This window comes from Listeria grayi DSM 20601, assembly GCF_000148995.1.
In the GTDB taxonomy this organism is placed as follows: Bacteria; Bacillota; Bacilli; order Lactobacillales; family Listeriaceae; genus Listeria; species Listeria grayi.
The window spans coordinates 120,054-143,034 of record NZ_GL538353.1; the positions used below are offsets into that span (position 1 = coordinate 120,054).

A 22,981-nucleotide genomic window follows, 5' to 3' on the forward strand; every position below is an offset into this window, starting at 1 on the left:
AAAGGAGGAGAAGAGAAATGGCAGAAAAAATCGAGTTAACTAAAAAAGATCGCCTAAACGTAGCATGGCGCTCCACGTTCATTCAAGGTTCTTGGAACTATGAACGTATGCAAAATGGTGGTTGGGCTTTCTCCATGATTCCAGCAATCAAAAAATTATATAAAACAAAAGAAGATCGTTCAGCAGCGCTGCAACGTCACTTAGAATTCTTTAACACTCACCCATACATTGCTTCACCAATTCTTGGGGTAACACTTGCACTAGAAGAAGAACGTGCAAATGGCGCACCAGTTGATGATGTAGCGATCCAAGGGGTTAAAGTTGGTATGATGGGACCACTAGCCGGTGTTGGTGACCCAGTATTCTGGTTTACAGTTCGTCCGATGTTAGGTGCACTAGGAGCTTCGCTTGCAATGGGCGGAAGTATTCTTGGCCCAATTATTTTCTTCGTAGCTTGGAACCTTATCCGTTGGGGATTCATGTGGTATACACAAGAATTTGCTTATAGAGCTGGTTCTAAAATCACAGATGACCTTTCCGGTGGTATTTTACAAGACATTACAAAAGGCGCTTCCATTTTAGGGATGTTCGTCCTCGCCGCCCTCGTACAAAGATGGGTATCGATTCACTTTGCACCAGTTGTATCTAAAGTTAAATTAGATGACGGCGCGTTTATTGATTGGAACAAGATTCCAAGTGGCGCACAAGGTATCAAAACTGCATTGGAACAACATGATGCAGGATTAGCATTATCGCAAATCAAAGTTACAACGTTGCAAAATAACTTGGATAACTTGATCCCAGGACTTGCAGCAGTACTTCTTACATTCTTCTGTATGTGGTTGCTTAAGAAGAAAGTCAGCCCAATCATCATCATTCTAGGACTATTCGTAGTTGGTGTTGGTGGACACGTAATCGGACTTCTATAAGAACGAATACGATTTTCTCTGAAAAAATCCGTTACAGAAACAATTGCTGCCTGTTCTCCTTCCGTTTTCGCCGAGAATGACGGGATCGGAAGGTTAGCGTAGAAATCTGGGGGCAATCATAGTTCACATAAAGAAGTGGCTGGGCTTATTGGACCAGCCGCTTTTTTTGTGGCTAAATTGCTCAAAGAAACGTATAATAAAAGCAAGAAGTATAAATGAAATGGAGCGGATGTAATTGGTTCAATCGATTAATACAAAGGTAGATTTGACAATAGATGCTACCGCTTTTACGGGCCTTACAGATTATGGGAAGATATTGATCGGAGATAACGGCTTCGAGTTTTTCAATTCCCGTGACGTGCGTAAGTACATCCAAATCCCCTGGGAAGAAGTAGATCAAGTGATTGCTTCTGTCATGCTAAAGGGCAAGTGGATTCCTCGTTATGCGATCAAGACAAAAAGAAATGGCACGTATACCTTTTCTTCTAAACGGCCGAAAGAAGTCCTTAGGGCAATCAGAGTCTATGTGGATCCGGCTGATATGGTGCCATCGCTCAGCTTTTTTGATGTTCTCAAAGGTTCGTTTAAAGTCATGTTCCAAAGAAAAAAGAAAAAAAAGTAAACGATCACCTCGGAAATCGCGCTTAGGGCTGCTGTGCTTTAAGCGTTTTTTTATGTTGAGTTGGGGGCTATTTTATCAAAAAGCATGTTTCCGAAACCTATTGAAACTACTATTTATCCGATCCATCAGAATCTATAATACATATAAAAGAAGAGCTTCAGTCAACTAGACCGAAGCTCTTCTTTTACTTATTCTTGTACTTCCACACTCGCCACTTCTTGACGAGCTTTCACTTGACCACTTGTTTCTAAGGTAAAGGTTTTTACTTTTTCCATATTTGTGATTACGACAATCAAGTCAGTTCCTTTGCCGGCCGCAGTGATTTTTTCTAAATCAATGTGTGCAAGCTTTGTTTCTGGCTTAACGAAATCGCCTATTTTGACTTTAAGTGTAAAGGGTTCGCCATTCAATTCGACTGTATCGATCCCCATGTGAAGCAATACTTCTAGGCCGTTGTCCAGTTGGTAACCGATCGCATGCTTCGTTTCAAAGATACTGATGATCTCGCCTGTTACTGGGGAATAGACTTCACCGGTCGTCGGCTTCACTGCGAAACCGTCGCCCATCGTTTTTTGTGCAAAAGCAGGGTCGTCTACTTCTGAGATCGGAATAAGCTCGCCGTCTGCCGGTGCGAAAAAGTTGATGCCTTTATTCGTATCTGCTATAGAAGCAGAAGATGTTGGTTGTTCTTTAATCGGATTGACAGTTGTTGCAGCACCGACGCGGTCGATCTTGTTGAAAATATTAGCGCGGCGGAAGAACATCGTCAGTAAGAACGGAATGACAATCGCGATTGCCATGGCTACAAGGAAGATCAGCCAGTATTTAGACTGGATAGACAAAATACCTGGCAGTCCGCCGACACCGATCGAGTTCGCTCTTACACCGAAGATAGTCACGAACATACCGGCAACACCGGAACCGATCATAGCGGCAATAAATGGATACAGATATTTCAAGTTGATCCCGAACATTGCTGGCTCAGTAACACCCAGGTAAGCGGAGATCGTTGCTGGGATAGATACTTGCTCTTCTTTTTTATTCCCTTTATGAAGGAAGTATACAGCAAGAACTGCGGAACCTTGTGCAATATTCGAAAGGGCGATCATTGGCCATAGATTGGTACTATGGAAGTCCGCGATCAGCTGCGAGTCAATGGCGAGCGTCGTATGATGGAGCCCGGTGATAACGAGCGGTGCATATACGAAACCGAATACAGCACCAAACAGCCAGCTAATAGAAGAAGTAAGACCTGCGTTAACAGCGGCAGAGATCCAAGAACCTACTGTCCAACCGATCGGACCAAGAATAACATGTGCTGCGATAACAGTTGGCACCAATGCGATCAGCGGTACGAAAATCATCGAGACGACTTCTGGAATATGTTTTCTTGCCCAGCGTTCTAAATAAGCGAGCATGAAACCGGCAAGCATCGCCGGGATAACTTGTGCTTGATAACCGATCTTATCGATATGGATAAAACCGAAATCCCAAAACGGGATGTCTTTCGCTGCCGTAGAAGCAACGGAATAAGCGTTGAGAAGCTGAGGTGAAACGAGCGTGATCCCAAGTACGATACCGAGAATCTGTGTCGTCCCCATTTTTTTGGTAATACTCCACACGATTCCGACTGGTAAGAAGTGGAAGATCGCTTCCCCGATCAGCCATAAGAAATCGTTGACTCCTGTCCAAAATTGCGACATCTCGACGATCGTTTTACCGCCGAAGTCGATATCCCCGAGCACGTTACGGAAACCTAAGATAAGACCACCAATAATAATTGCGGGTAATAACGGTGTGAAAATTTCTGCTAAAACAGCAATGGCTTTTTGAACCGGATTTTGTTTACTCTTTGCCATGCTTTTTGCTTCATCTTTGGAAACGCCTTCAATTCCGGAAATAGCTGTAAAGTCGTTATAGAAAGTAGAAACATCATTACCGATGATAACTTGAAACTGTCCAGCGTTAGTAAACATGCCCTTTACAGAAGGAATATCTTCAATCGCTTCTTTGTCAGCTTTGGAATCGTCGACCAGCACAAACCGCATTCGCGTTACACAGTGTGTGACAGCAGAGATGTTTTCTTTTCCTCCGACATATTCTAACAGCTGCTTGGCATCTTCTGAATACTTGCCCATAAAATAAACCCCTTTCATTTTTGAAGTCACTTATATATATAAGTTGTATTTCATGATAATCATAAACCGATAATTGTAAAAAAGCAAGCGTTTTATTTTTAAAATAAAAAACCGCTAGTCTGTTAGTAGGCTAGCGGTTTTAATTAAGTTGTCTTCTTCGAGCGAAATCGACAAATTTAAATTTATCTAAGCGGTGTCGCGACTCGGTATATTCAAAACACTGGGTATCCTCTAAATGAACGACACTGCGGACGACAACGACATGGGTGGAGTCGCCTAGATCCATTAAAGCTTTATCTTCTTCTGTGACTGGTTCGGCAGTGATCTCCTTTTGGGCAAATCCAATTTTGAGACCAAGTTCATTTTCAAAATATTGGTAGATCGAATTTTCGGCTTCCTCTAATGGAAGGTCGGGAATGATCGATTTCAGCAGAAAATCTTTATCCAAAATCACTTTTTCTCCGTCGATCTCGCGTTGCCGCACTAGGCGCCAAATCGTATCTTGCGTGCTCCAGCCTGTTTGTCTGGCCAGTTGTTCGGTAGGTCTAGTGAGTGAGAGCTCGGCGATGATCGTTTTGCTGTAGATGTGCTGAGCGTCTTTCAGCTCTTTATAACTGGTCAATCCGGAAATCGGGAAATCGAACTTATGATAGTTGATGACGATCGAGCCTTTTCCCTGCTTCTTCTGGATATATCCGGCATTGATAAGCAGTACAAGCGCTTTACGAATGGTCTCTCTGGAAACATTATAAATTTTCATTAATTGATTTTCGCTTGGCAGAAGGGAGTTGACTGGATAAACATCATCGCGGATCTTTTTCTCCAAATCTAAAAATATGTCATGAAATTTATTCATTTTGTGCATACCTCATTAACTTTAAAAATAGTAACTACCTCATTTTACCATAGAAAGAAGCATTTGTGTTTGGAATGGTAGAAAGAAAACGCTTGTTTTTTGGATCGAAATCAACTATACTTGCAGTGTGAAAACTTGTATATCCAAGTTACAATAGGAGGCTGTGAAATGAAATATTTAGCGGTGACATTCCACCCTGAAAAAATCGCGATCCAAACAATCGAACATGGAGAGATAACGAGCGAAGCAAAATTTCCGCTGGACAAAACTTCTCTGACCACGGAGCTCTCTCAGATAACAGAAACGGTGCGCTTATCGGCGGCAGGAATAGCAGGTGGCATTCTTTCTGGAGAATTTAATGCACAAACACATGAAAACACTTACATAGATGCAAATGGAAAAGCGTACGATCTAGCAAAGCTGTTTTCGGAAATAACCAATAAACCATTTTTGCATGAAAAAGAGGCCGCGCAGTATGGCTCTTTGTCGGAAGCCTTTGCAGCAAAAGCAGAAGCAATCACTTGGAATTTAGATTATGTAGGCTATGAACCTGGTAAGGAAGAATACTCGATCGAATCGCTACTGACAATCGGAAATGGTTTTCTCGGATTAAGAGGAACGAGCCCGGAAATGGAACAGACTAGTGGCACATATCCGGCTACTTATATTGCAGGTCTTTATAATCAAGCGGAATCCGTCGTTGCTGATACAAAAGTGGTCAATGAAGACTTTGTCAACAACGCCAGCGCTGGTTTTCTCGGCGTAAAGATTGCCTCCGGAGAAGTTCTGACATTTGAGAATGTGACAGTAATGGATTTTACACGGAAGTTAGATCTACAAACAGGACTTTTCCAATCAAGAGCAATTGTGGAAGATGCAGAAGGGCGGCAGCTGGAATGGAAGGCGGAGAAAGTAGCCAATATGGCGAAAATGAACGAATATGCGATTCGATACACGGTACGGCCGCTAAACTTCTCTGCTCCACTGACGGTGATCACCACATTAGATGGAACGGTTGAAAACAGTAATGTCGAAAGATACCGTTCCCTCAATTCTCACCATTATGATGTGGTGGATCTCGGGGCGGAAGGGAATACCGCTTTTATCCATACGAAAACCGCCCAATCGCAGATCGAAGTCCTGCAGAAAACGATTTTCTCTACCGAAACTACGAATGCTATCCAAGCAGGAAAAGTTGTGCAGGCAACGAACTTCGAGGCAGCGCTTGGCGAATCCTACACATTTGAAAAGCGGGTAGAAGTATATGCCGATCATCAGCAGAATCCAATCGATATCAAGGCACTCAAAACGGAAACGATGTCCGTTAGATCCTTTGCAGATATTTTTGCCGAAAGCAGCCAAGCATGGCAAACGCTCTGGGAGAAAGCTGATATCAAAGTGGAAGGCGATATGATGTCACAAAAACTGCTGCGGTTGCATACCTATCATCTTTTAGTATCGTCTACACCATTCAGCAGTGCTAATCTCGATGTTTCGATCACAGCACGAGGACTGCATGGCGAAGCTTACCGTGGCCACATCTTTTGGGATGAGATCTTCATTTTGCCATTCTATATCTATCATTTCCCGGAAACAGCAAAACAATTGCTGCTTTATCGTTATAATCGCTTAGCCGCAGCCAAAGAAAGTGCTGCTCGCGAAAACTATGATGGTGCAATGTTCCCATGGCAATCCGGCCATGACGGAACAGAACAAACTCAGCTATTGCATTTGAACCCGATGAATGGTGAATGGGGCGATGACTACAGTCGCCTACAGCGCCACGTTTCGCTTGCGATCGCTTATAACGTCTGGTTATATGACGTCAATACAGATGATCAGGCATTCATGGAAAACTACGGTATCGAAATGCTCTTAGAGATTGCTGAGTTTTGGAAAAGCACAGCCGTATTCAATGAAAGTACACAGCGCTACGATATCCCGAAAGTAATGGGACCGGACGAATTTCACGAAGCATACCCGGATAGCAAAGAAGGCGGGCTGACAAACAACGCCTATACAAATATGATGGTCGTTTGGCTATTTGAAGAAGTGGCGGATCTACGAGAACGTTTCGATTCGGAAACATTGGCCAAGATCCGTGCAAAAGTAGGCCTTACGGAAGCAGATTTGGAAGACTATGAAAAGATCAAACATCAATTACAGCTTGAGATCAATGACGAAGGAATCATTGCACAGTATGAAGGCTATTTTGATTTGAAAGAGATCGATTGGGATGCGTATAAAGAGAAATACGGCAATATTTACCGAATGGACCGAATCTTAAAAGCGGAAGGCAAGTCAGCTGATGATTACAAAGTTTCCAAACAAGCCGATACGTTGATGACTTTCTATAACTTGGATAAACAACACATCGATGAGATCATTCGCGACTTAGACTATCAACTGCCGGATGACTATTTAGAAAAAAACTTGGAATATTACTTACAGCGAACTTCGCACGGCTCGACATTATCTCGTATCGTCCATGCTGAATTAGCAGAAATGGTCGGTCAGCATGCGTTGTCGTGGAAATTTTATCAAGAAGCCTTATACTCTGACTACAATGACATCCAAGGTGGTACGACAGCAGAAGGAATTCATACAGGAGTTATGGCAGCAACACTGCACGTCACTCTGGCTACTTATGCAGGTGTAGATATTCGCAAACAACAATTATCGATCCAGCCACGCTTACCGGAAGATTGGACAAAGATCGCCTTCCAGCTTGTACGCCGAGGTGTGAACTATCAATTTGAGATCACAGCAGAGACAATAGCGGTAACTGCGTCGACAGCATCAGACATTTCCGTCCGTGGAAAAACTTATCAGCTACCGGCTGGCGAGCAAATAACGATTGCTTATTAAAGAGAGGGGTTTAGAGAATCATGCGGGAAGGTTTTATTTTCGATTTAGACGGCGTCATCACGGATACAGCTAAATTCCATTACCAGGCATGGAAAGAACTAGCAGATGAATTGGGAATTTCGATCGATGAGAAATTCAATGAAACACTTAAAGGGATCAGCCGAATGGAATCATTGGAAAAAATAATAGCACATGGCGGGAAAGAAACGGCATATAGCGAAGCGGAGAAAGAAGAACTGGCTGCAAAGAAAAATACGAACTATGTCGAACTTTTGAAAGACCTGTCACCAAAGGATTTGCTGCCAGGCGTGGCCGGATTTTTAAAAGCAGCAAAAGCAAAAGGCATCCCTTGTGCGATCGCATCCGCTTCAAAAAATGCGCCCATGATCTTAGATAAGCTGGAAGTCAGCCATTACTTTGCGCATATCGTAGATCCAAATACGCTTACCAAAGGGAAACCAGATCCGGAGATTTTTCTGAAAGCAGCAGCGAGCATAGCAGTTGCCCCCGAGAAAGCTGTCGGATTTGAAGACGCCAAGGCTGGAATCGCCGGAATCAAAGCTGCCGGTATGTATGCAGTCGGTATTAAAACAACAGAAGCGTTGCCGGAAGCAGATGTGGTGGTAACAGATCTGACAGAACTGGATATTGATCGCTTATTACAGCAATGACAGGATAGACGGACTTCGAACAGCGAAGGCCGTCTTGTTTTTTGTATTATATTGAAAACCACAGGCTAAGCCTGTGGTTCCAGATATTATTGGCATAGTGTGTTATAATAAATTCATAAACTTTTTTACCCACCGTCCTATTGTAGGGAGGTGGGTTTTATTTTAATGAGAAAGTCATATTTCCGGTGCTGCTCAGAGCAATTGTAACGCATTTATCTTTTTAATAGTGGATAAAAATTCCGTCTTATTTAGTAGTATTCTTGCTACTCTTATAGTTTATCATCGCTATTAAATAACGAAAATTTTTGACTTGTGAATAAAAGTGCAATATCATAAAAATGAATGAACATAAATAATAGATGGATATGACAAGGAGGACAAAATGAAAAGTAAATTATTGATAGGATACCTATTCATGTTAATCACATTAGTACTAGGTTGGCTCGGGGGAATGGGGAATTATGGTTCTTTAGGAATTAATAATGAGCTAGCGATTCTTTTTATTTATGCAGGTATACCATTCATTACCGTTTGCTTCTTTTTCTATTTATTTAAGAATAAGCTAACAGTATCGTTGAAAATTTTAAATATAGTTCTAGTAATAATCGCTATTTTAATTACTATTTCAAACGGTATTGCTATTTTAATCGGAATAGCTTCTGCTCACTGATAAAACAACTAGAAATGAGGGGAAAATAATGATAAAAACGGGAAATTTTTTTCTTATAGTCACTCTGGTGTTAGCAATTACTATAGGCAACAGTGTTCATGCTAAGGCGGAAGAACCCCAAAGTTTAATGTTGTATAACAAAGGTGTGAAAGACGACATAATAAATAGTAAAAAATATGATTATGCAAAATGGAAAGCCTCTATATTATCTCTTTTAAAAAGTACTTATGATGAAATTGGAAAAACATATGACAACAACGATAGCTTTAGTAAATGGGTTGAGGATAATAATTACGGAATCATTCCGTTAACTGATGATAGTATAGCTGATTCTAAGAATATTGGGATGTTAAGAAGTACAGCACGCAATATGAATAAATTCATAAAAACAATAAAAGCAGGAGATATCATATATACTACACAATATAGACTTTCAGGGTTTATAGGTCATGCAGCAATTGCTAATGGAGATGGGCATATTCTAGAAATGCCTGGTGGAAGTTACTGGAATAAGGAATAAAAGATAATAACAGACAGGTTACAACAAAAAAATATTTCCAAAATCATAGCAAAGATTGGAACTATGTATATCGTGTTCGTAATAAAAGCCTGGCAAAAAAAGTAGCAACATATGCAGATAGACATTATTACTCTACAACTGGATCTGCAAAGAAAAATATCCACATTAACTATAAACTGGATTTTGCGTTGAAACAAAAAAATCCGAACTATTGCTCAAAATTAGTCTACCAAGCATACTACTACGGAAGTGGAAGTCTTAATGTCATGAAACCCTACCCTGCTTATACGACCCCCATTCCTCCTTCACAAGTTATAAATACTTTTAGAGATGCTTATTTACCGTATAATATAGGTAAATATTAAACAAACTCAATTATCATAGTTGGTAAGTAAAATTTTAATTTTTGTGTGCATTCCAAAACTCCGGTTTTTAACTGGAGTTTTTTATTGTGTTTTATTGAAAACCACAGGCTAAGCCTGTGGTTCCAGAAAGCTTTAGCGTGGTATAAAAAAACCTTCCTAAAAAATGCTAAACTAAATGAGATTCGCCAACCACTCAGAAAGCCTTTAGGCTTAGGTCGGTAAAAGAGGCTTTCAGTCAAAGAACAAACCATCTGTTCATACGGGGTGGTCATGATTTTAAAAATAATTTAACTTTTAGATATTAAAGCGTGAAAATAAGGGTATAAAAAAGTAATTACTGTAATGGCTTTCAAAAAAGGAGGGAGAAAGATGAAAAAAATAGGGTGGGTATTACTTGTCGTTGTGGGACTCTTGGTGCTCAGTGGATGTAAGGAAGCTGCGGAATCACCACCAAAAGAGCGTCCAAAGACTTTGACGAAACAAGATGTGATCGAGATCGTTCGCAAATCGGAGGATAACGTCACGTATATCAAACAACAAGCTGGTGCCGAAGTGAAAGTAACCGGCGGGGTCGTGGGGGCATCGCCGCAAACGAATAATTCGGAAGTCGCTGGGGAGATGACTTATAAGGACGGCGTGTTGAAGGAATTGCTTTCCAACGTGAAACAAGGCAGCCGCGAAGTAGAAACGTATGCTGCTGGAGAGAAAATCTACATCAGATCGTCAGGCGGCACTTGGCAGGATATTTCCGGAAATGGGACTTTGCAAACCGAAACGACGTATATTCCGGCAGTCGATATGTTCACGAATACGGCAGATGACTTTAAAATGAAAAAGCAAGGCAATGATTATGTATTTACATTTACTGGAACAGGAGAAAAGCTGTTTGAAAAAATCAGGTCTTTCTACAATCTTCGCCTTGCCAGTATTCCGCCTTCTGAAAGTAAACTGGTACTGACCTACACGGTTGATGCGAAGAAAAAATACTTGAAGCAAGTAACGCAAAAAGTAACGGCTGAAAAAAGCGGTCAAAGAGTAGAAATGGCTATTCATGCTGACTTCATGAACTATAATGAGAAGACAAGCTTGCCGGCGCCGACCGATATCAATCTATAAAGGGTCAAGCACTTTCGTCATAAATACACTTTCCGGATCGGCTGGACCGTCTAAATAGCTCTCGCAGTAAGTAAATCCTAGTTTTTCATAAAGCGCTCTGGCAGGAATGAAATCGTCTGTTGTGCCTGTTTCCAAGCTGAGTCGCGTGTAACCGCGCCGCTGTGCTTCTTGTGTTAAAAAGTCCATCAGCAGAGAGGCGACGCCTTTTTGCAAATGATCCGGGTGAGTCTTGATTGATTTGATCTCCCCATGTGTCGCACCTAGTTCTTTTAAAGCGCCGCAACCAGCTAACTGATCGCCATCGAATACGCTCCAAAATGTGACGTTTTCGTCAGGAAGATTTTCCATATTGATCGCCGTATCATACTCTTCCGGAACATCTTCGTACATGTCTTTCGTGTGTTCTTCAATCAAGCGAACGAACGGGGGATAATCAAGGTCTGCTAATTTGATTTCCATGGTTTTTTGCTCCTTTTTTGTTTTATGTATTAGTGGATACCCCGTATCCGCTGTCATAAACGAGAAAGGAGCTGTTTGCGGTCAAAGCGATCGAAAAAAACTTTAGTTATGGGTTGAAATCAAGATAATAGCACCAATTAGCGGGACAGAGATCATGGCGATTTTCAAGATCAGCGGACTCAATCTATTAGTGAACTTAGCCCCTATATAAGTACCGAACGAAGTTCCAAGTATTACTTTTATCAGTAGCAAAACATCGATATAGCCATTGGCAATGTATCCGATACCACCAATCAACGAAATAGGCAAAATTACTAACATTGTAGTTCCAGCCGACTTTCGGAGATCAAGACCAAAGGCGAGTAGTAGTGTGATTTGAATAAAAGCAGAAGATGCGATTCCGAATAGCCCGGAGATACTTCCTAAAATAATACCAAAAAACAAAGCTCGCAGAATAATGCTTTTCAAGCGGAGATTTTTTTCTTTTCCGTTCGTCATAATAGAGATCCTGATCCATAAAATAATACTAGATGAAATTAAGGCGATAGAAGTTAATAAACTCAAATTGGATTCTGGTATATATTTAACGCAGAAAGAGTCAATAAGTGCTCCAATGCCGCCAGATAATCCTAAAAAACTTCCAATTTTAAAGTCGATATTTTTCTCTCTGGTATGACTGATGGAACCAAATAATGCTGTGGAGATCAACCCCAATAAAGAGGTTCCGATTGCTACGTGGATGGGAATGTTGAAGAATGCAACAAGTACGGCAAGTGTGACGCCCGCACCTCCTGCCCCTACAAATCCCAAAAGTAATCCTAAAATAACCATAGTGATAATAATTAACATGATAGTTCCAACTCCCTAAAAATAGCTGTGCGCTTTTCCTGCTGGGAAATGACTGTATAATCATACCATAGGATTTTAAGAAATGCAGGTGGATCTCATGTTGGAAACCGGCTTTTTAATGTGAAGAAAAGCACGATCTGTAATAAGAGCAAGATAGTGGAATTTGTAAAAAGGTGATATATAATGAGTATTATACAGGGGCTCAGCATAAGTCGGAATAGGACGCTAAACTGAAAAGGTGGTTAAGGGTATGAAAGTTTTGATAGTGGGCGAATTTACGAAGCAAACAAAAGAAATCATTTTATCGCTTTTTCCGAAAAAGTGGGCGGTAGTTATTCTTCCGCCTGGAGAAGAAATGATGAAACATTTAGAAGATTGTGAAGTTCTTATTCCAGAGCACATCCAAGTGGATGAAGAATTGCTTGCAACGGCAAAAGAATTGAAATTCATTCAAACTGGCGCAGGATTCGATAATGTCGATGTGGATGCTTGTACAAAGTTCGGCGTACGGGTCGCTAATGCTGCTGGAGTAAACGCACAAGCGGTGGCAGAACATGTGATGGCATTAATGCTTGCCTATTTTAAAAATATTCCACAGCTGGATGCTTTTATGAAAAATCGTGAAGATGAGAACCGCTTATCCTATGCTGGAAGCGAACTAGAGGGGAAAACGATCGGCATTATCGGCATGGGAGCTGTCGGCAAAAAAGTTGCCGCTTTTTGCCAAGCTTTTGGAATGAAAGTATTCGCCTATGCGAGAAACACAGCAGGGACAGCACCTGGATCTGTAAAAATGTGCAGCTTTGATACGCTTGTCCGTGAAGCGGATATTATCAGTGTCCACGTTTCTTTAAATCAGCAAACTAAAAAGCTGATCGACGCAGCGACATTTAAAAAAATGAAAAAGAATGCGGTTGTTATCAATACGGCGCGGGGCGGGATCTTAGCAGAACAAGATCTGATCGAGGCTTTAAAGACAGGTGAAATTGCTGGGGCTTGTTTAGACGTTTTTGAAGAGGAACCACTTGCGAAAGATAGCGTATTGCGGGACATGCAAAATGTCATTCTTACGCCGCATACAGCAGGAATGCCGGATGGTTACAAAATCCATCAAAAAAGGTATGCTTTCTTTGTAGCAAATATTGAACGAATCGTAAAAGGGGAGCAGCCCCAAAATAATTTGAATGCTTTTTAAGTTAGTTTCCTAGATAGAAAAGCACTTCCTGTTGCGAGCTATAACAGGAAGTGCTTTTTCTATGCTCTTAATAAAGACCTTCTTTTTCCTCATTCAAATTGATATAAATATTCTTCGCTTGTGTATAGGCATCCAAGATCATTTTATGCGTTTCGCGGCCGATCCCGGAATTTTTGTAACCACCAAATGGAGTTCCGGCTTCAAACGCATTGTAGGTGTTGACCCACACGCGTCCAGTTTGGATCGCTTTGGAAACGCGGAATATCCGATTGATATCTCTGGACCAAACGCCGCCCGCCAAGCCGTATTCATTATCATTTGCCAGCTTGATCACTTCTTCTTCATCTTTGAATTTGATGATCGTAGCTACTGGGCCGAAGATCTCTTCTTGCGCTACTCGTGTATCGTTTGTTGTTTCCAGCAATGTAGGTTCTAAAAAGACACCATCTTTGAGTTTGTCGTTTTCTAATTTTTCTCCGCCAGTCAATACGTTTGCGCCTTCTTTTTTACCGATCTCCACGTATTCCAGGATCTTATCGAGCTGACCTTGGTTGATCTGCGCTCCCATTTGCACGTCGTCTTCCCATGGTAAACCGACTTTTACTTTTTGGAATTGCTCTTTCAGTGCAGCGACGAATTTATCATAGACATTTTCTTGGACAAAGATCCGTGAACCAGCGCTACATACTTGGCCTTGGTTGAAAAGAATGCCTTTTTGTGCGCCTTCGATGGCTTGCTCAAATGGCATATCATCAAAGAAAATGTTGGCTGATTTTCCGCCAAGTTCCAGTGTGGAAGGAATCAGATTTTCTGCTGCGGCGATGCCGATGTTTCTGCCGACAGAAGTAGAACCAGTAAAAGCAAGTTTATTGAAGCCTTTGTGATGCTGCATATATTCTCCTGATTTGGAACCTTTTCCGGTCACGATATTGACAACGCCACCAGGTAAAATGTCTGCTAAGATCTTTCCTAATTCAAGTAGACTAAGTGAAGTGCTAGACGATGGATGGATAACGACCGCATTTCCTGCTGCGATAGCGGGAGCGATTTTCCAAGCGCCCATTAAGAATGGAAAATTCCAGGGCACGATTTGACCGACAACGCCGACTGGTTCTTTGATGATCAGCGAAAGCGTGTTTTCATCGATTTGTTTCACCGTATCTTCTTCGCTGCGGATCACGCCTGCAAAATAGCGAAAATGATCGGCTGCAAGCGGGATATCTGCATTCGTTGTTTCGCGAAGTGATTTCCCGTTATCGAGTGTTTCCATTAAAGCGAGCTTATCTAAATTTGCATCGATAGCATCCGCGATGTCGAGTAGTAACTTGCTTTTTTCTTTTACAGGAACCTTCTTCCAACTTTCCTGCGCTTCTTTGGCTGCACTTACAGCGGCATCGACATCTTGATCTGATGCATCAATGAAAGTAGCGAGCGCTTCCCCGTTACTTGGATTGTATGAAGTGAGTTTGTTGCCGTCCGTGCCATCTGTCCACTTCCCGCCGATAAACAATTGGTAATGCGCATCAAAAACATTTAGATCTTTTACCAAAAGAAAAACCTCCTTCAATCGATTTGAAGTAAAATTTGCTTAATAGCGCTTACATTTACTTCAAGTCAATTATAAACCTCCCTAGACCGAATATCAAAAGAAAGCGGTCATGCGTTGAAACTGGAAAACAGTTGGGCGCAAATGGTTTGAGCGGTTTGAAAAGAGGGAAATGTGAGCAGTAAAATGGTGAGGAAAGCGAGCGGAGGTAGCAGAGATGAGAACGATCAAATTAAAAAATAAAACAGCAAGTTATAAATTAGAAACGGATGATAGCACAGTATACCGCATCAACGATGGAACAACTGATCAATCATTCAATTGTATTGATAGGGAAGGGGTGCTTCCTGATGTCCAGAGCTTTGCGGTGTTGAATTATATTTATGTAGCAGTTGGACAGGAAGCTGCTTTTGAAAAACGCTTTTTAGGGCGATCCAGACGTCTTAGTGAAAATAAAGGTTTTCTAGCGATCCGCGTATTGCGCCCAGAACAAAGTCGTCATTATATCATTATCACATGGTGGGAAGAAGAAGCAGATTTTCACGCTTGGCAAGCTTCAACATCTTACCAAAAGACCCATCAGAAACGGGCCACTGACAAAGGATTAGATCATCAAAACCAAGTAGTCGACCGGACGAAGTCTTATCATCTGGGATTCCAGTCAAAAGGAGGAATGTAGCCATATGCAGCTTGGTGTGCTTTTAAACCGCGTCTTCCGAACGAAGCATAATCCATTATTTTCCTATGTGGAACAAAACCGTTCTAAGATCGATGCGTGTTATTTTATTATTCCGCTGGAAGATCTCAAAGGGGCAAGTGAACGAAAAAAAGCTTTTTACTTTGGAACAGTCAACCAGTTCCTAACAGAACTGGCAAAATATGAGATCCGGCCATTCTTAGTGACGTATGAAAAATTACCCGAATTCTGTCAGAAGCAAAAAATCGATACGATCCTAATGGCAGGGGATATCATGAGTTATCATCAAGAAGAATATGACATTCGGCATCAGCGTGAGAAGTTAACAGCCGCTGGTTTGGAAATAAAAACGATTCGTGTCCAGCATTATTTCCACCCGCGGGCAACTTTTAAAAACGGCGACGAGCCCTATAAAGTATTCACGCCTTTTTATAAAGCAAATCGGCCACATGTGACGATCCAAAAACCTGCTGCCTATTCTCTAAAACAGTTAAGTGAGATAACGGTCACTGGAACGGGTCATCTTGATCACAGCTATCCAGATGACGGGTTATCTGAGGAGCAGGCAGTGGCAAATTGGCAGACATTTTTGAATGAATCGATCGAAGCGTATGAGACCAATCGGGAAGTTCTGGCAGAGATCAAAACCAGTTGGCTTAGTGTATATCTGGCTTATGGCTTGATCGACATTCAGCAGATTTTCAATCAGTTGCTCGATCAGCGGGAAGCGAATGAAAAAAACTACGAAGCTTTTATTCGGGAACTGCTGTTTCGAGAGTTTTACTATGTCCTGATGGTCACTTATCCGGAGATGGCCACGCAGTCTTTTAAACCGAATTACCGTCAAATCGAATGGTCTTTGAATAAAGCAAACTTTGAACGTTGGAAAAATGGAGAAACGGGTTATCCAATCGTGGATGCTGCCATGCAGGAATTAAATCAAACCGGCTATATGCACAATCGCATGCGCATGGTCGTTTCCCAGTTTTTGACAAAAGATCTCTTTATCGACTGGCGTTGGGGAGAAGATTACTTTCGCAGTCAGCTGATCGACTATGATAATGCCTCCAACGTCAACGGCTGGCAGTGGTCTGCTTCAACTGGAACCGATGCTGTTCCTTACTTCCGCATGTTCAATCCGATCCGGCAAAGTGAACGATTTGATCAGGATGGTGCCTATATCAAACAGTATCTGCCGATTTTTAAAGCCGTTCCCGCTGCATATCTGCATGACACTGAAAAGAACAAAGCCAAATTGGCTGCTGAATGTGATATCGAACTCGGAAAAACGTATCCCGCTCCAATCGTCGATCATAAACAGAGCCGTCAAGCCATAATGGAAAAACTTGGCCGCCGCTGATCAGAGTTTGCTATTCGAGCGGACGATCCGTTCCCATGTTTGCGCAGCTTCTTCTTGGAGTTGCGTTTTTACGTGCTGCGCTGCAAATGATTCCTGAAATGGCTCGCTTGGAACGGCAAGACTGAGCGGGAAAGCAACCATTCGATCAAAGTCAGCTTGACTAAGCGGATCGTGGCTATTCATCTCTTCAAAATCAATTAAAATCTCTTGAAACCAATCCTGTAATTCTTGGAAAGCATGATTTAACGCTGCATCCAAAGTATCGAAAGGATAAATAAGCGTGCCGCTGTAAATATCGACAACTAACACGCGATAACTGGCGGTCTCTTCTTGGATCAAAATAGACATATTATATATATCGAATAGCTGCTTCACAGAAACACATCATAAATCGCAATCATTATTATTTAGGAGTATAACCTGTTTCGCTTTAAATTGCAATCATTGAATGAGAGACGAAGAGCAAACCTTGACAAAAAGGAATAAACAATGATAAAGTTTAAATCGTAATGATTACGATTTAGAAAAGAGGAGGAAATAACAATGTCAGAAAAAGCAGATCTTTCTAGTGCTTATCGTCGTTTGAAAAGTCCTAACAGCAGAACCAAAAAACGGGCATTAAAGGTTATTTTGACCAATAAACGCAAAAATAAAGGAATCAAATAGGAGGGGAAAAGAATGGCAGTCCCAGCACGCAAAACTTCAAAAGCAAAAAAGAGAAAAAGACGTGGCAACAAAAAATTTGCAGCGCCAGCGATCCATTACAATAAAGAAACAGGAGAATACGAGAAAAGTCATCATATCTCGCCTTCAGGAACCTACAAAGGCGAACAAATTTTATGAGCGACAAAAAACACGACTAAAGCCTCTGCTTTCCGAGCCTTTAGTCGTGTTCCCTTACTTAGGTAAATAGTGAGATGTCAATGTTCGGATCTTTTGGCGGAATGCTGTTGTGACCTCGAAGTCATCTACATGATCCATATGCAGCTGCTGCATAAATAACGCTGCTGCTTTTAAATAACTATCGGCAGTGACCGCAGTTTTAGTAATAGTGATCAGCTGCTTTTCATACCAATCACCAGCATACATGCAGGCGTGCTGAAAGGCAGCTTCTTTGGTGGTAAAATTGAGCGGATAAGTGCTGTCGGCAGGATCTAAAATCAACAAATGATTATTTCCAGCTTCTTCTTGAAACCATAATATAGCGACTTGATCTAAATCGAATAATTGTTGCATGTGCGACAACTCCATTTCCTCTGAAAAAAAGAGAGATTTTTTGTTCTCTATCATAGAGGCAAAAGAGAGCGCTGTCAAGGCGTAAAAGCAGAATCACCTTCCTAGACATCGAGCGAGTGAATGCTATAATGAAAAGATATTGAAAGAAAGGATCGATTCTGCTATGTTTCCAAGAATAAAGCAATATGGGAAAAATTTTATTTCTAGTGAATTGTTCTCGTCGAAAGAAGTTGTTCAGCTAACAATTCCAATCGTCATCGATCAAGGCTTTGTTATTGGAATGGCACTTTTGAATACAGCAATGATAAGCTCGGCAGGCATCGCAGCCGTCAGTGCAGTCAATATGGTCGAATCACTAAATATTTTCTTCATTAGTGTATTCATTGCACTTTCGACTGGAGGTACGGTAGTGGTCGCCCAAGCTCGTGGGAAAAGAGATGAATTGCTCGCCGAACGCTCAGCAGTCGCAACAGTGGTCGCTGTTTTTGGGATCGCCATCGTGCTTGCGATTATCGTGTTGATTTTCCATCGAGCGCTTTTGGAAGGCTTGTTTGGAGGTTCCAGCGAGGCCGTAATGAAAAATGCGAGTGTCTATCTGATCGGCTCGATGCTTAGCTATCCAGCACTTGCAATCGTTGAATCTGCTTGCGGTGTCTTGCGAGGTGTCGCGGATACCCGAACTTCTTTGTTTCTCTCCGCACTCACCAATCTAAGCTACGTGGCTCTCAACTTGCTCTTTATCCAAGTTTTCCATTTAGGGATCGTCGGCATGATCATTGCGCTGAATATCGCCCGCTTATTAGGCGGATGTGTGTCGATCTGGTATTTGACCAAGCGGACTCAATCGATCCACTTTTCTTTCTCCCGGCTCTTGCCCTTTAACTTCGACATCATGAAAAAAGTAATGTCGATCGGCTTTCCGTTTGCCGCCGAGCAGCTCTTCTTCAACGGCGGAAAAATCCTGACACAGATCTTTATCGTCCAATTAGGAACACTCGCCCTCACAGCAAACGCGATCGGCAACTCACTGACCATGCTTCTAGAGATCATTCCGGCTTCCTTAGGGCTTGCATTAGTTACGATCGTGGGGCAGTCGATCGGGGCAGGAGATACTAAAAGCGTCCGGAAATTCTGGCTATCTTTCTTAGCGCTTTCTTCGATCACCACGCTTTTGACCAGCGTCATCCTCATCACAGTCTATCCATGGCTTATTGACTTGTTCCACGTTCCGGCTTCTGTTGAAAAACAAGTTTTTGTCCTGCTGCTGATGGTTTCGGTCGCAAGGATCATTGCCTGGCCACTCAGCTTCATTACCCCTTCTGCACTCCGAGCCGCAGGGGACGCGACCTTCACATCAGTTGTTTCGCTGATCACGATGTGGAGCATTCGAATCGTACTCGGCTATATCTTGGGAATCACGTTAGGATATGGATTGCTCGGCGTTTGGGCAGCAATGTGTTTTGAATGGTTCGTCAGAGGCATCATCTTTGCGGTGCGTTTGTATCGCGGGAAGTGGATGCGGAAGCGGTTGGTTTGAGGTAGAAACACTATACTAAGCAGCGCCCGTTAGCTACCTCAACTTCGCCAAGTGTATAATAATTATTATTAGCAAAGTCAGTTTGTAAAAATTCTTATTTATAGACAAGAAATGGATTTGGTCTTCGTTCCTATTTGGAAGAAGATCAAATCCATTTGTTTAGCTTTAGCAGAAATACAAAGCTAAAGGTCCATTATTTGAAGTAACTACCGCTTTTTAAATCTGCTATTAAAGTTGGTTCTACAGGCGTCCAGTTTAGCTCTTTTTGTGTTTGGTCACTGGAAGTGGGTGCATCTAAAGCGAATATTCCTGCAAGAAAACCTAGTTGTTCTTGTGATTCTGCTTGCGTAAGAGAAACAGTAGGAACATTCAAATAATCGCCAATTGCTTGAGCTATTTCTTTAGCTGTGATGGCACTCTCAGCTACGGCATTGAAAATTCTAAGCTTTACTTCTTTGTTTAGCAAATAATCTACTGCTAAAACAAATAAATGAGCAGCGTCTTTTTGACTAACAGCATTCCAACGGTTGGATCCATCTCCAATGTATGCAGATTTGCCATTTTGTTCAGCTATTGCAGCCAATTGTCTAACGAATCCATGTTGATCTTCGGGTCCATGGACACTAGGTGCTAATCTGACAATCCCAACATTGTAGCCATCATCAATCAAATCATAAGCAACGTATTCTGATTTTCGTGGTGTAGACGCTTCTTGATCAGCTGGCATCCGGTAATCTTCGGAAATTTGTTTTTCATTAGCGTTCGTTCCAATCATCGCTGTTCCGGAAGTTATTATTAAGGGTTTGTTTGTTCTTTTAATCCCAGCAGCTAATGCTAGAATCGCTGCTTTGTCTACTTGCCCAGCTTTTGCAAATTCATCAAAATTGTGTTGGAAACCTAAATGCAAGACAGCATCAGCATTTGCAGCCGCTTCTGTTAATACAGATAAACTTTCTAAATCTCCGGTTACAGAAGAAGCACCTAATGTACGCAGTTTTTCAGCTGAATTTTCTGAACGTGCAAGTCCCACTACCTCATGACCAAGATCGATTAATTCTTTTGTTACCTTTGTTCCGACATATCCAGTAGCTCCAGTAATAAATATTTTCAACGTTATCATCCTTTCTCGAATGGAAAAAACTTTAAAGATAGTTCTATCTCTAAAAAGATTATAAAAGATAGAACTATCTTTGTTAAGATTGAAATATGAAAAAATAAGTTTTATACTAATAATATGAAGAAAAAAGACGATTCAAAGATAGTTAAGATTCAAGAAGCTACTGCTCAGATTATTCTTACGGAGGGAATAGCGAAAGTTTCCACAGTGAAAGTAGCTAAACTAGTGGGAATTGCTCAGTCAAACGTTTATCTCTATTTTAAGAATAAAAATGATTTATTGTTAAGTGCTTATCAGAGGGAGTTAGATCGAATCCGAGATACGCACGACTTAATCGCTCTCACAGATAAAGATATCCCCATCGAAAGGAGAATAGATACGTATATTTGGTCTGTCTATAATTATTCAATCAAATATCCCGATGGACTAACCATTATTGAACAGATTAAGTCCTTGAACCTCACGAATGAAGATGTTTTAAGTACCAACAAAATCGTTATAACGTTATTAGAGGAAGGAATCTCAGTAGGCTACTTGAAGGATGTACCGGTGAATCTGCATATGAGTGTGGTATTTAATGTTTTCCACCAACATGCTTTAAGTATCAAGGACGGATTATACGAGAAAGATACTTACCCGTTTACGGACATTGCCGAAATAGTCTTGGATGCCTTGAAAAAGTAAACTAGGCGTGAAAAAAATGGATGTTTCTTGATTTTGTTTAAACAGAATCAGGAAACATCCATTTTTTATACTTAACATATATCGTAGCTAAGCGGGAAGACCAATAATCGGCTTCCAATAGTACTAGTTTCGCAGAGATAAAGACAGGCATATTGAAGAACTTGTTTGGATGCTTTTAAGGCCGTAATGAAAGCTGGTGTGACGCATTCTATGTCTACTATGTCTAGTACTGTTCGGGGGGAGACTGTCGATAGGTCAAACAATCACGCTCTCAAAAAGCGAACAAAAAAATCGAAAAACGGCAATGACTCCCCTGGTAGGGGTCATTGCCGTATGGACCCAAGTTCATCCGCATAAACCTTACTGTACCTTCACCCCTTTTTTATAAACAATCTTCTCACCCTGAACTGCTCGAATATCGGCAAGCGGGTCATTATCGATAATAAGAAAATCTGCCAATTTGCCAGTTTCGATCGAACCGGTCAGCCCCTCGATCTTCAACAGCTCAGCGGCATTCACAGAGGCAGCTTGCAGTGCTTCTAAGGGCGACAATCCAGCATCCACCATTAATTCCATTTCAAATGCAGAACCATTTTCAAAATCATTAAAAGGGGTTCCAGAATCTGTCCCCATTGCGATTTTCACGCCAGCTTTGGCGGCTTTACCGATACTGATCTTGTGAGCTTCGGCTACTTCCTGTGATTTTTTTACCATGAATGCAGGCAGCGCTTCGGGATGCTGATTGATGGCCCAAGGAGCTATCAATGTTGGGACTAAGAAAGTCTGTTTATCGAGCATCATTTGAATGGCTTCATTATCGAGATAAATACCGTGTTCGATCGAATCGACGCCGGCATGGAGTGCGTTTTTGATACCTTCTGTTCCTTGTGCATGGGCACAGGCGGTGTAGCCTTTATGATGGGCTTCGTTCACAGCGGCCTTCATTTCTTCGATGCTCAGCTGGATATCCGTGGGGGTCTCGCCATCGATACTTACGCCACCTGTTGCCATCAATTTGATATTCCGAGCGCCGTTTTTGATGTTTTTGCGTGCGTTTTTGCGAGTTTCATCAGTCCCGTCAGATTCGATCCCTAGTTCGCTGCCGTGCCCGCCTGTCATAACAATGGCGGGGCCGGAACCGATGATCCCCGGAGCAGTGATTTTGTTTGTTCGTTCGAGTTTGGACAACTGCAGGTCGATGTTAAACGTAGAACCGACATCACGAATGTAGGTTACACCGTGCTTTAATAGTTTCTCCAGATTTTGGACAGCGATATAGGTGCTGACTACGGAATCGATCTCCACGCTATTGACAGAGGACAAGCCGCCGATTTGGAAGAAAGGATCTAAAATAATATGTGTATGGGCATTGATAAGTCCAGGCATCACATATTTTCCAGAAAGATCCACGACCTCGTGATAATTACCTGAGGAAGGGTCGATAAATGTTCCGGTTTTGGTATCGATTGCAAAGTCGTATGGCTCAAACTGCGTATTTTTTCCTGTAAAAACGTTGGCATGCTTAAATAAAATGGTTGTCATAAAG

General features: G+C 41.7%; 23 protein-coding genes and 1 pseudogene. 14 read left to right on the plus strand and 10 right to left on the minus strand.

Annotation, left to right across the window (positions count from 1 at the left end; genetic code table 11):
• The first annotated feature begins 17 nt into the window (after positions 1–17).
• Complete coding sequence (locus HMPREF0556_RS08060) at positions 18–929, plus strand: PTS system mannose/fructose/sorbose family transporter subunit IID (RefSeq protein ID WP_003757445.1); 912 nt, start codon at positions 18–20, stop codon at positions 927–929.
• Positions 930–1,164: 235 nt separating this feature from the next.
• Positions 1,165–1,551, plus strand: coding sequence for a DUF956 family protein (locus HMPREF0556_RS08065; protein ID WP_003757449.1), 387 nt, complete (start codon positions 1,165–1,167; stop codon positions 1,549–1,551).
• A 188-nt stretch (positions 1,552–1,739) separates the two neighbouring features.
• On the opposite strand, the gene HMPREF0556_RS13580 is transcribed toward HMPREF0556_RS08065, so the two are convergent.
• From HMPREF0556_RS13580 to treR, 3 genes and pseudogenes are all read right to left on the minus strand, one after another.
• Positions 1,740–2,294: a PTS sugar transporter subunit IIA gene (locus HMPREF0556_RS13580; protein ID WP_241762106.1), complete on the minus strand. Its 555-nt coding sequence runs from the start codon at positions 2,292–2,294 to the stop codon at positions 1,740–1,742.
• Positions 2,277–3,689, minus strand: a pseudogene (gene treP / locus HMPREF0556_RS08070) (PTS system trehalose-specific EIIBC component); the annotation flags it as partial. The pseudogene treP and the gene HMPREF0556_RS13580, both read right to left, overlap by 18 nt.
• A 139-nt stretch (positions 3,690–3,828) precedes the next feature.
• Complete coding sequence (treR, locus tag HMPREF0556_RS08075) at positions 3,829–4,554, minus strand: trehalose operon repressor (protein WP_003757454.1); 726 nt, start codon at positions 4,552–4,554, stop codon at positions 3,829–3,831.
• Positions 4,555–4,713: 159 nt separating this feature from the next.
• Here treR and HMPREF0556_RS08080 point away from each other — a divergent pair, with 159 nt between their 5' ends.
• The 5 genes from HMPREF0556_RS08080 to HMPREF0556_RS08105 all read left to right on the plus strand — a co-directional run bounded on the left by HMPREF0556_RS08080 (position 4,714) and on the right by HMPREF0556_RS08105 (position 10,755).
• Complete coding sequence (locus tag HMPREF0556_RS08080; RefSeq protein WP_003757456.1) at positions 4,714–7,413, plus strand: glycoside hydrolase family 65 protein; 2,700 nt, start codon at positions 4,714–4,716, stop codon at positions 7,411–7,413.
• A gap of 20 nt (positions 7,414–7,433) precedes the next feature.
• Positions 7,434–8,084 (plus strand): beta-phosphoglucomutase, encoded by a 651-nt coding sequence (gene pgmB, locus HMPREF0556_RS08085; protein WP_003757457.1) that lies wholly within the window; start codon positions 7,434–7,436, stop codon positions 8,082–8,084.
• Positions 8,085–8,466: 382 nt separating this feature from the next.
• Entirely contained in the window at positions 8,467–8,754 is a 288-nt protein-coding gene (locus HMPREF0556_RS08090; protein ID WP_003757460.1) for a hypothetical protein, read from the plus strand.
• Between the two features lie 28 nt (positions 8,755–8,782).
• Positions 8,783–9,274, plus strand: coding sequence for a hypothetical protein (locus tag HMPREF0556_RS13025; RefSeq protein WP_003757462.1), 492 nt, complete (start codon positions 8,783–8,785; stop codon positions 9,272–9,274).
• Positions 9,275–10,008: 734 nt separating this feature from the next.
• Positions 10,009–10,755 (plus strand): DUF6612 family protein, encoded by a 747-nt coding sequence (locus HMPREF0556_RS08105; protein ID WP_040486666.1) that lies wholly within the window; start codon positions 10,009–10,011, stop codon positions 10,753–10,755.
• On the opposite strand, the gene HMPREF0556_RS08110 is transcribed toward HMPREF0556_RS08105, so the two are convergent.
• Both HMPREF0556_RS08110 and HMPREF0556_RS08115 read right to left on the minus strand, forming a co-directional pair.
• Entirely contained in the window at positions 10,750–11,214 is a 465-nt protein-coding gene (locus HMPREF0556_RS08110; RefSeq protein WP_036103675.1) for a GNAT family N-acetyltransferase, read from the minus strand. The genes HMPREF0556_RS08105 and HMPREF0556_RS08110 overlap by 6 nt on opposite strands.
• A gap of 102 nt (positions 11,215–11,316) precedes the next feature.
• The gene (locus HMPREF0556_RS08115; protein ID WP_003757470.1) at positions 11,317–12,063 is read right to left on the minus strand and encodes a sulfite exporter TauE/SafE family protein; all 747 of its coding nucleotides are present in this window, start codon (positions 12,061–12,063) and stop codon (positions 11,317–11,319) included.
• Positions 12,064–12,313: 250 nt separating this feature from the next.
• On the opposite strand from HMPREF0556_RS08115, the gene HMPREF0556_RS08120 reads away from it, so the two are divergent.
• The gene (locus tag HMPREF0556_RS08120) at positions 12,314–13,258 is read left to right on the plus strand and encodes an NAD(P)-dependent oxidoreductase (protein ID WP_040486667.1); all 945 of its coding nucleotides are present in this window, start codon (positions 12,314–12,316) and stop codon (positions 13,256–13,258) included.
• A gap of 67 nt (positions 13,259–13,325) precedes the next feature.
• Here HMPREF0556_RS08120 and HMPREF0556_RS08125 read toward each other — a convergent pair whose 3' ends face one another.
• The gene (locus HMPREF0556_RS08125) at positions 13,326–14,807 is read right to left on the minus strand and encodes an aldehyde dehydrogenase family protein (RefSeq protein ID WP_040486668.1); all 1,482 of its coding nucleotides are present in this window, start codon (positions 14,805–14,807) and stop codon (positions 13,326–13,328) included.
• A 214-nt stretch (positions 14,808–15,021) separates the two neighbouring features.
• Here HMPREF0556_RS08125 and HMPREF0556_RS08130 point away from each other — a divergent pair, with 214 nt between their 5' ends.
• Together HMPREF0556_RS08130 and HMPREF0556_RS08135 are read left to right on the plus strand one after the other, a co-directional pair.
• Positions 15,022–15,483 carry an antibiotic biosynthesis monooxygenase family protein gene (locus HMPREF0556_RS08130; RefSeq protein WP_003757477.1) on the plus strand — a complete coding sequence of 154 codons (462 nt, stop codon included), beginning with the start codon at positions 15,022–15,024 and terminating at the stop codon, positions 15,481–15,483.
• Between the two features lie 4 nt (positions 15,484–15,487).
• Complete coding sequence (locus HMPREF0556_RS08135) at positions 15,488–16,861, plus strand: cryptochrome/photolyase family protein (RefSeq protein ID WP_003757479.1); 1,374 nt, start codon at positions 15,488–15,490, stop codon at positions 16,859–16,861.
• On the opposite strand, the gene HMPREF0556_RS08140 is transcribed toward HMPREF0556_RS08135, so the two are convergent.
• Positions 16,862–17,236: a hypothetical protein gene (locus HMPREF0556_RS08140; protein ID WP_003757481.1), complete on the minus strand. Its 375-nt coding sequence runs from the start codon at positions 17,234–17,236 to the stop codon at positions 16,862–16,864.
• A gap of 168 nt (positions 17,237–17,404) precedes the next feature.
• On the opposite strand from HMPREF0556_RS08140, the gene HMPREF0556_RS13435 reads away from it, so the two are divergent.
• Together HMPREF0556_RS13435 and rpmF are read left to right on the plus strand one after the other, a co-directional pair.
• Positions 17,405–17,527, plus strand: a complete 123-nt coding sequence (locus HMPREF0556_RS13435; RefSeq protein ID WP_003757483.1) for a putative metal homeostasis protein — start codon at positions 17,405–17,407, stop codon at positions 17,525–17,527.
• A 12-nt stretch (positions 17,528–17,539) separates the two neighbouring features.
• Positions 17,540–17,704 (plus strand): 50S ribosomal protein L32, encoded by a 165-nt coding sequence (gene rpmF, locus HMPREF0556_RS08145; protein WP_003757485.1) that lies wholly within the window; start codon positions 17,540–17,542, stop codon positions 17,702–17,704.
• A gap of 54 nt (positions 17,705–17,758) precedes the next feature.
• On the opposite strand, the gene HMPREF0556_RS08150 is transcribed toward rpmF, so the two are convergent.
• Positions 17,759–18,097, minus strand: coding sequence for a hypothetical protein (locus HMPREF0556_RS08150; protein ID WP_040486670.1), 339 nt, complete (start codon positions 18,095–18,097; stop codon positions 17,759–17,761).
• A gap of 163 nt (positions 18,098–18,260) precedes the next feature.
• On the opposite strand from HMPREF0556_RS08150, the gene HMPREF0556_RS08155 reads away from it, so the two are divergent.
• Positions 18,261–19,634 carry an MATE family efflux transporter gene (locus HMPREF0556_RS08155; RefSeq protein WP_003757489.1) on the plus strand — a complete coding sequence of 458 codons (1,374 nt, stop codon included), beginning with the start codon at positions 18,261–18,263 and terminating at the stop codon, positions 19,632–19,634.
• Positions 19,635–19,827: 193 nt separating this feature from the next.
• Here the strand turns inward: HMPREF0556_RS08155 and HMPREF0556_RS08160 are convergent, their stop codons facing one another.
• Positions 19,828–20,745, minus strand: coding sequence for an SDR family oxidoreductase (locus HMPREF0556_RS08160; protein ID WP_040486671.1), 918 nt, complete (start codon positions 20,743–20,745; stop codon positions 19,828–19,830).
• Positions 20,746–20,868: 123 nt separating this feature from the next.
• Between HMPREF0556_RS08160 and HMPREF0556_RS08165 the strand changes: the two genes are divergently transcribed.
• The gene (locus tag HMPREF0556_RS08165) at positions 20,869–21,435 is read left to right on the plus strand and encodes a TetR/AcrR family transcriptional regulator (protein ID WP_003757496.1); all 567 of its coding nucleotides are present in this window, start codon (positions 20,869–20,871) and stop codon (positions 21,433–21,435) included.
• 360 nt (positions 21,436–21,795) lie between these two features.
• Here the strand turns inward: HMPREF0556_RS08165 and HMPREF0556_RS08170 are convergent, their stop codons facing one another.
• A complete protein-coding gene (locus HMPREF0556_RS08170; protein ID WP_003757498.1) occupies positions 21,796–22,977 on the minus strand; it encodes a metal-dependent hydrolase family protein in 1,182 nt (393 codons plus the stop codon).
• Positions 22,978–22,981 lie beyond the last annotated feature (4 nt).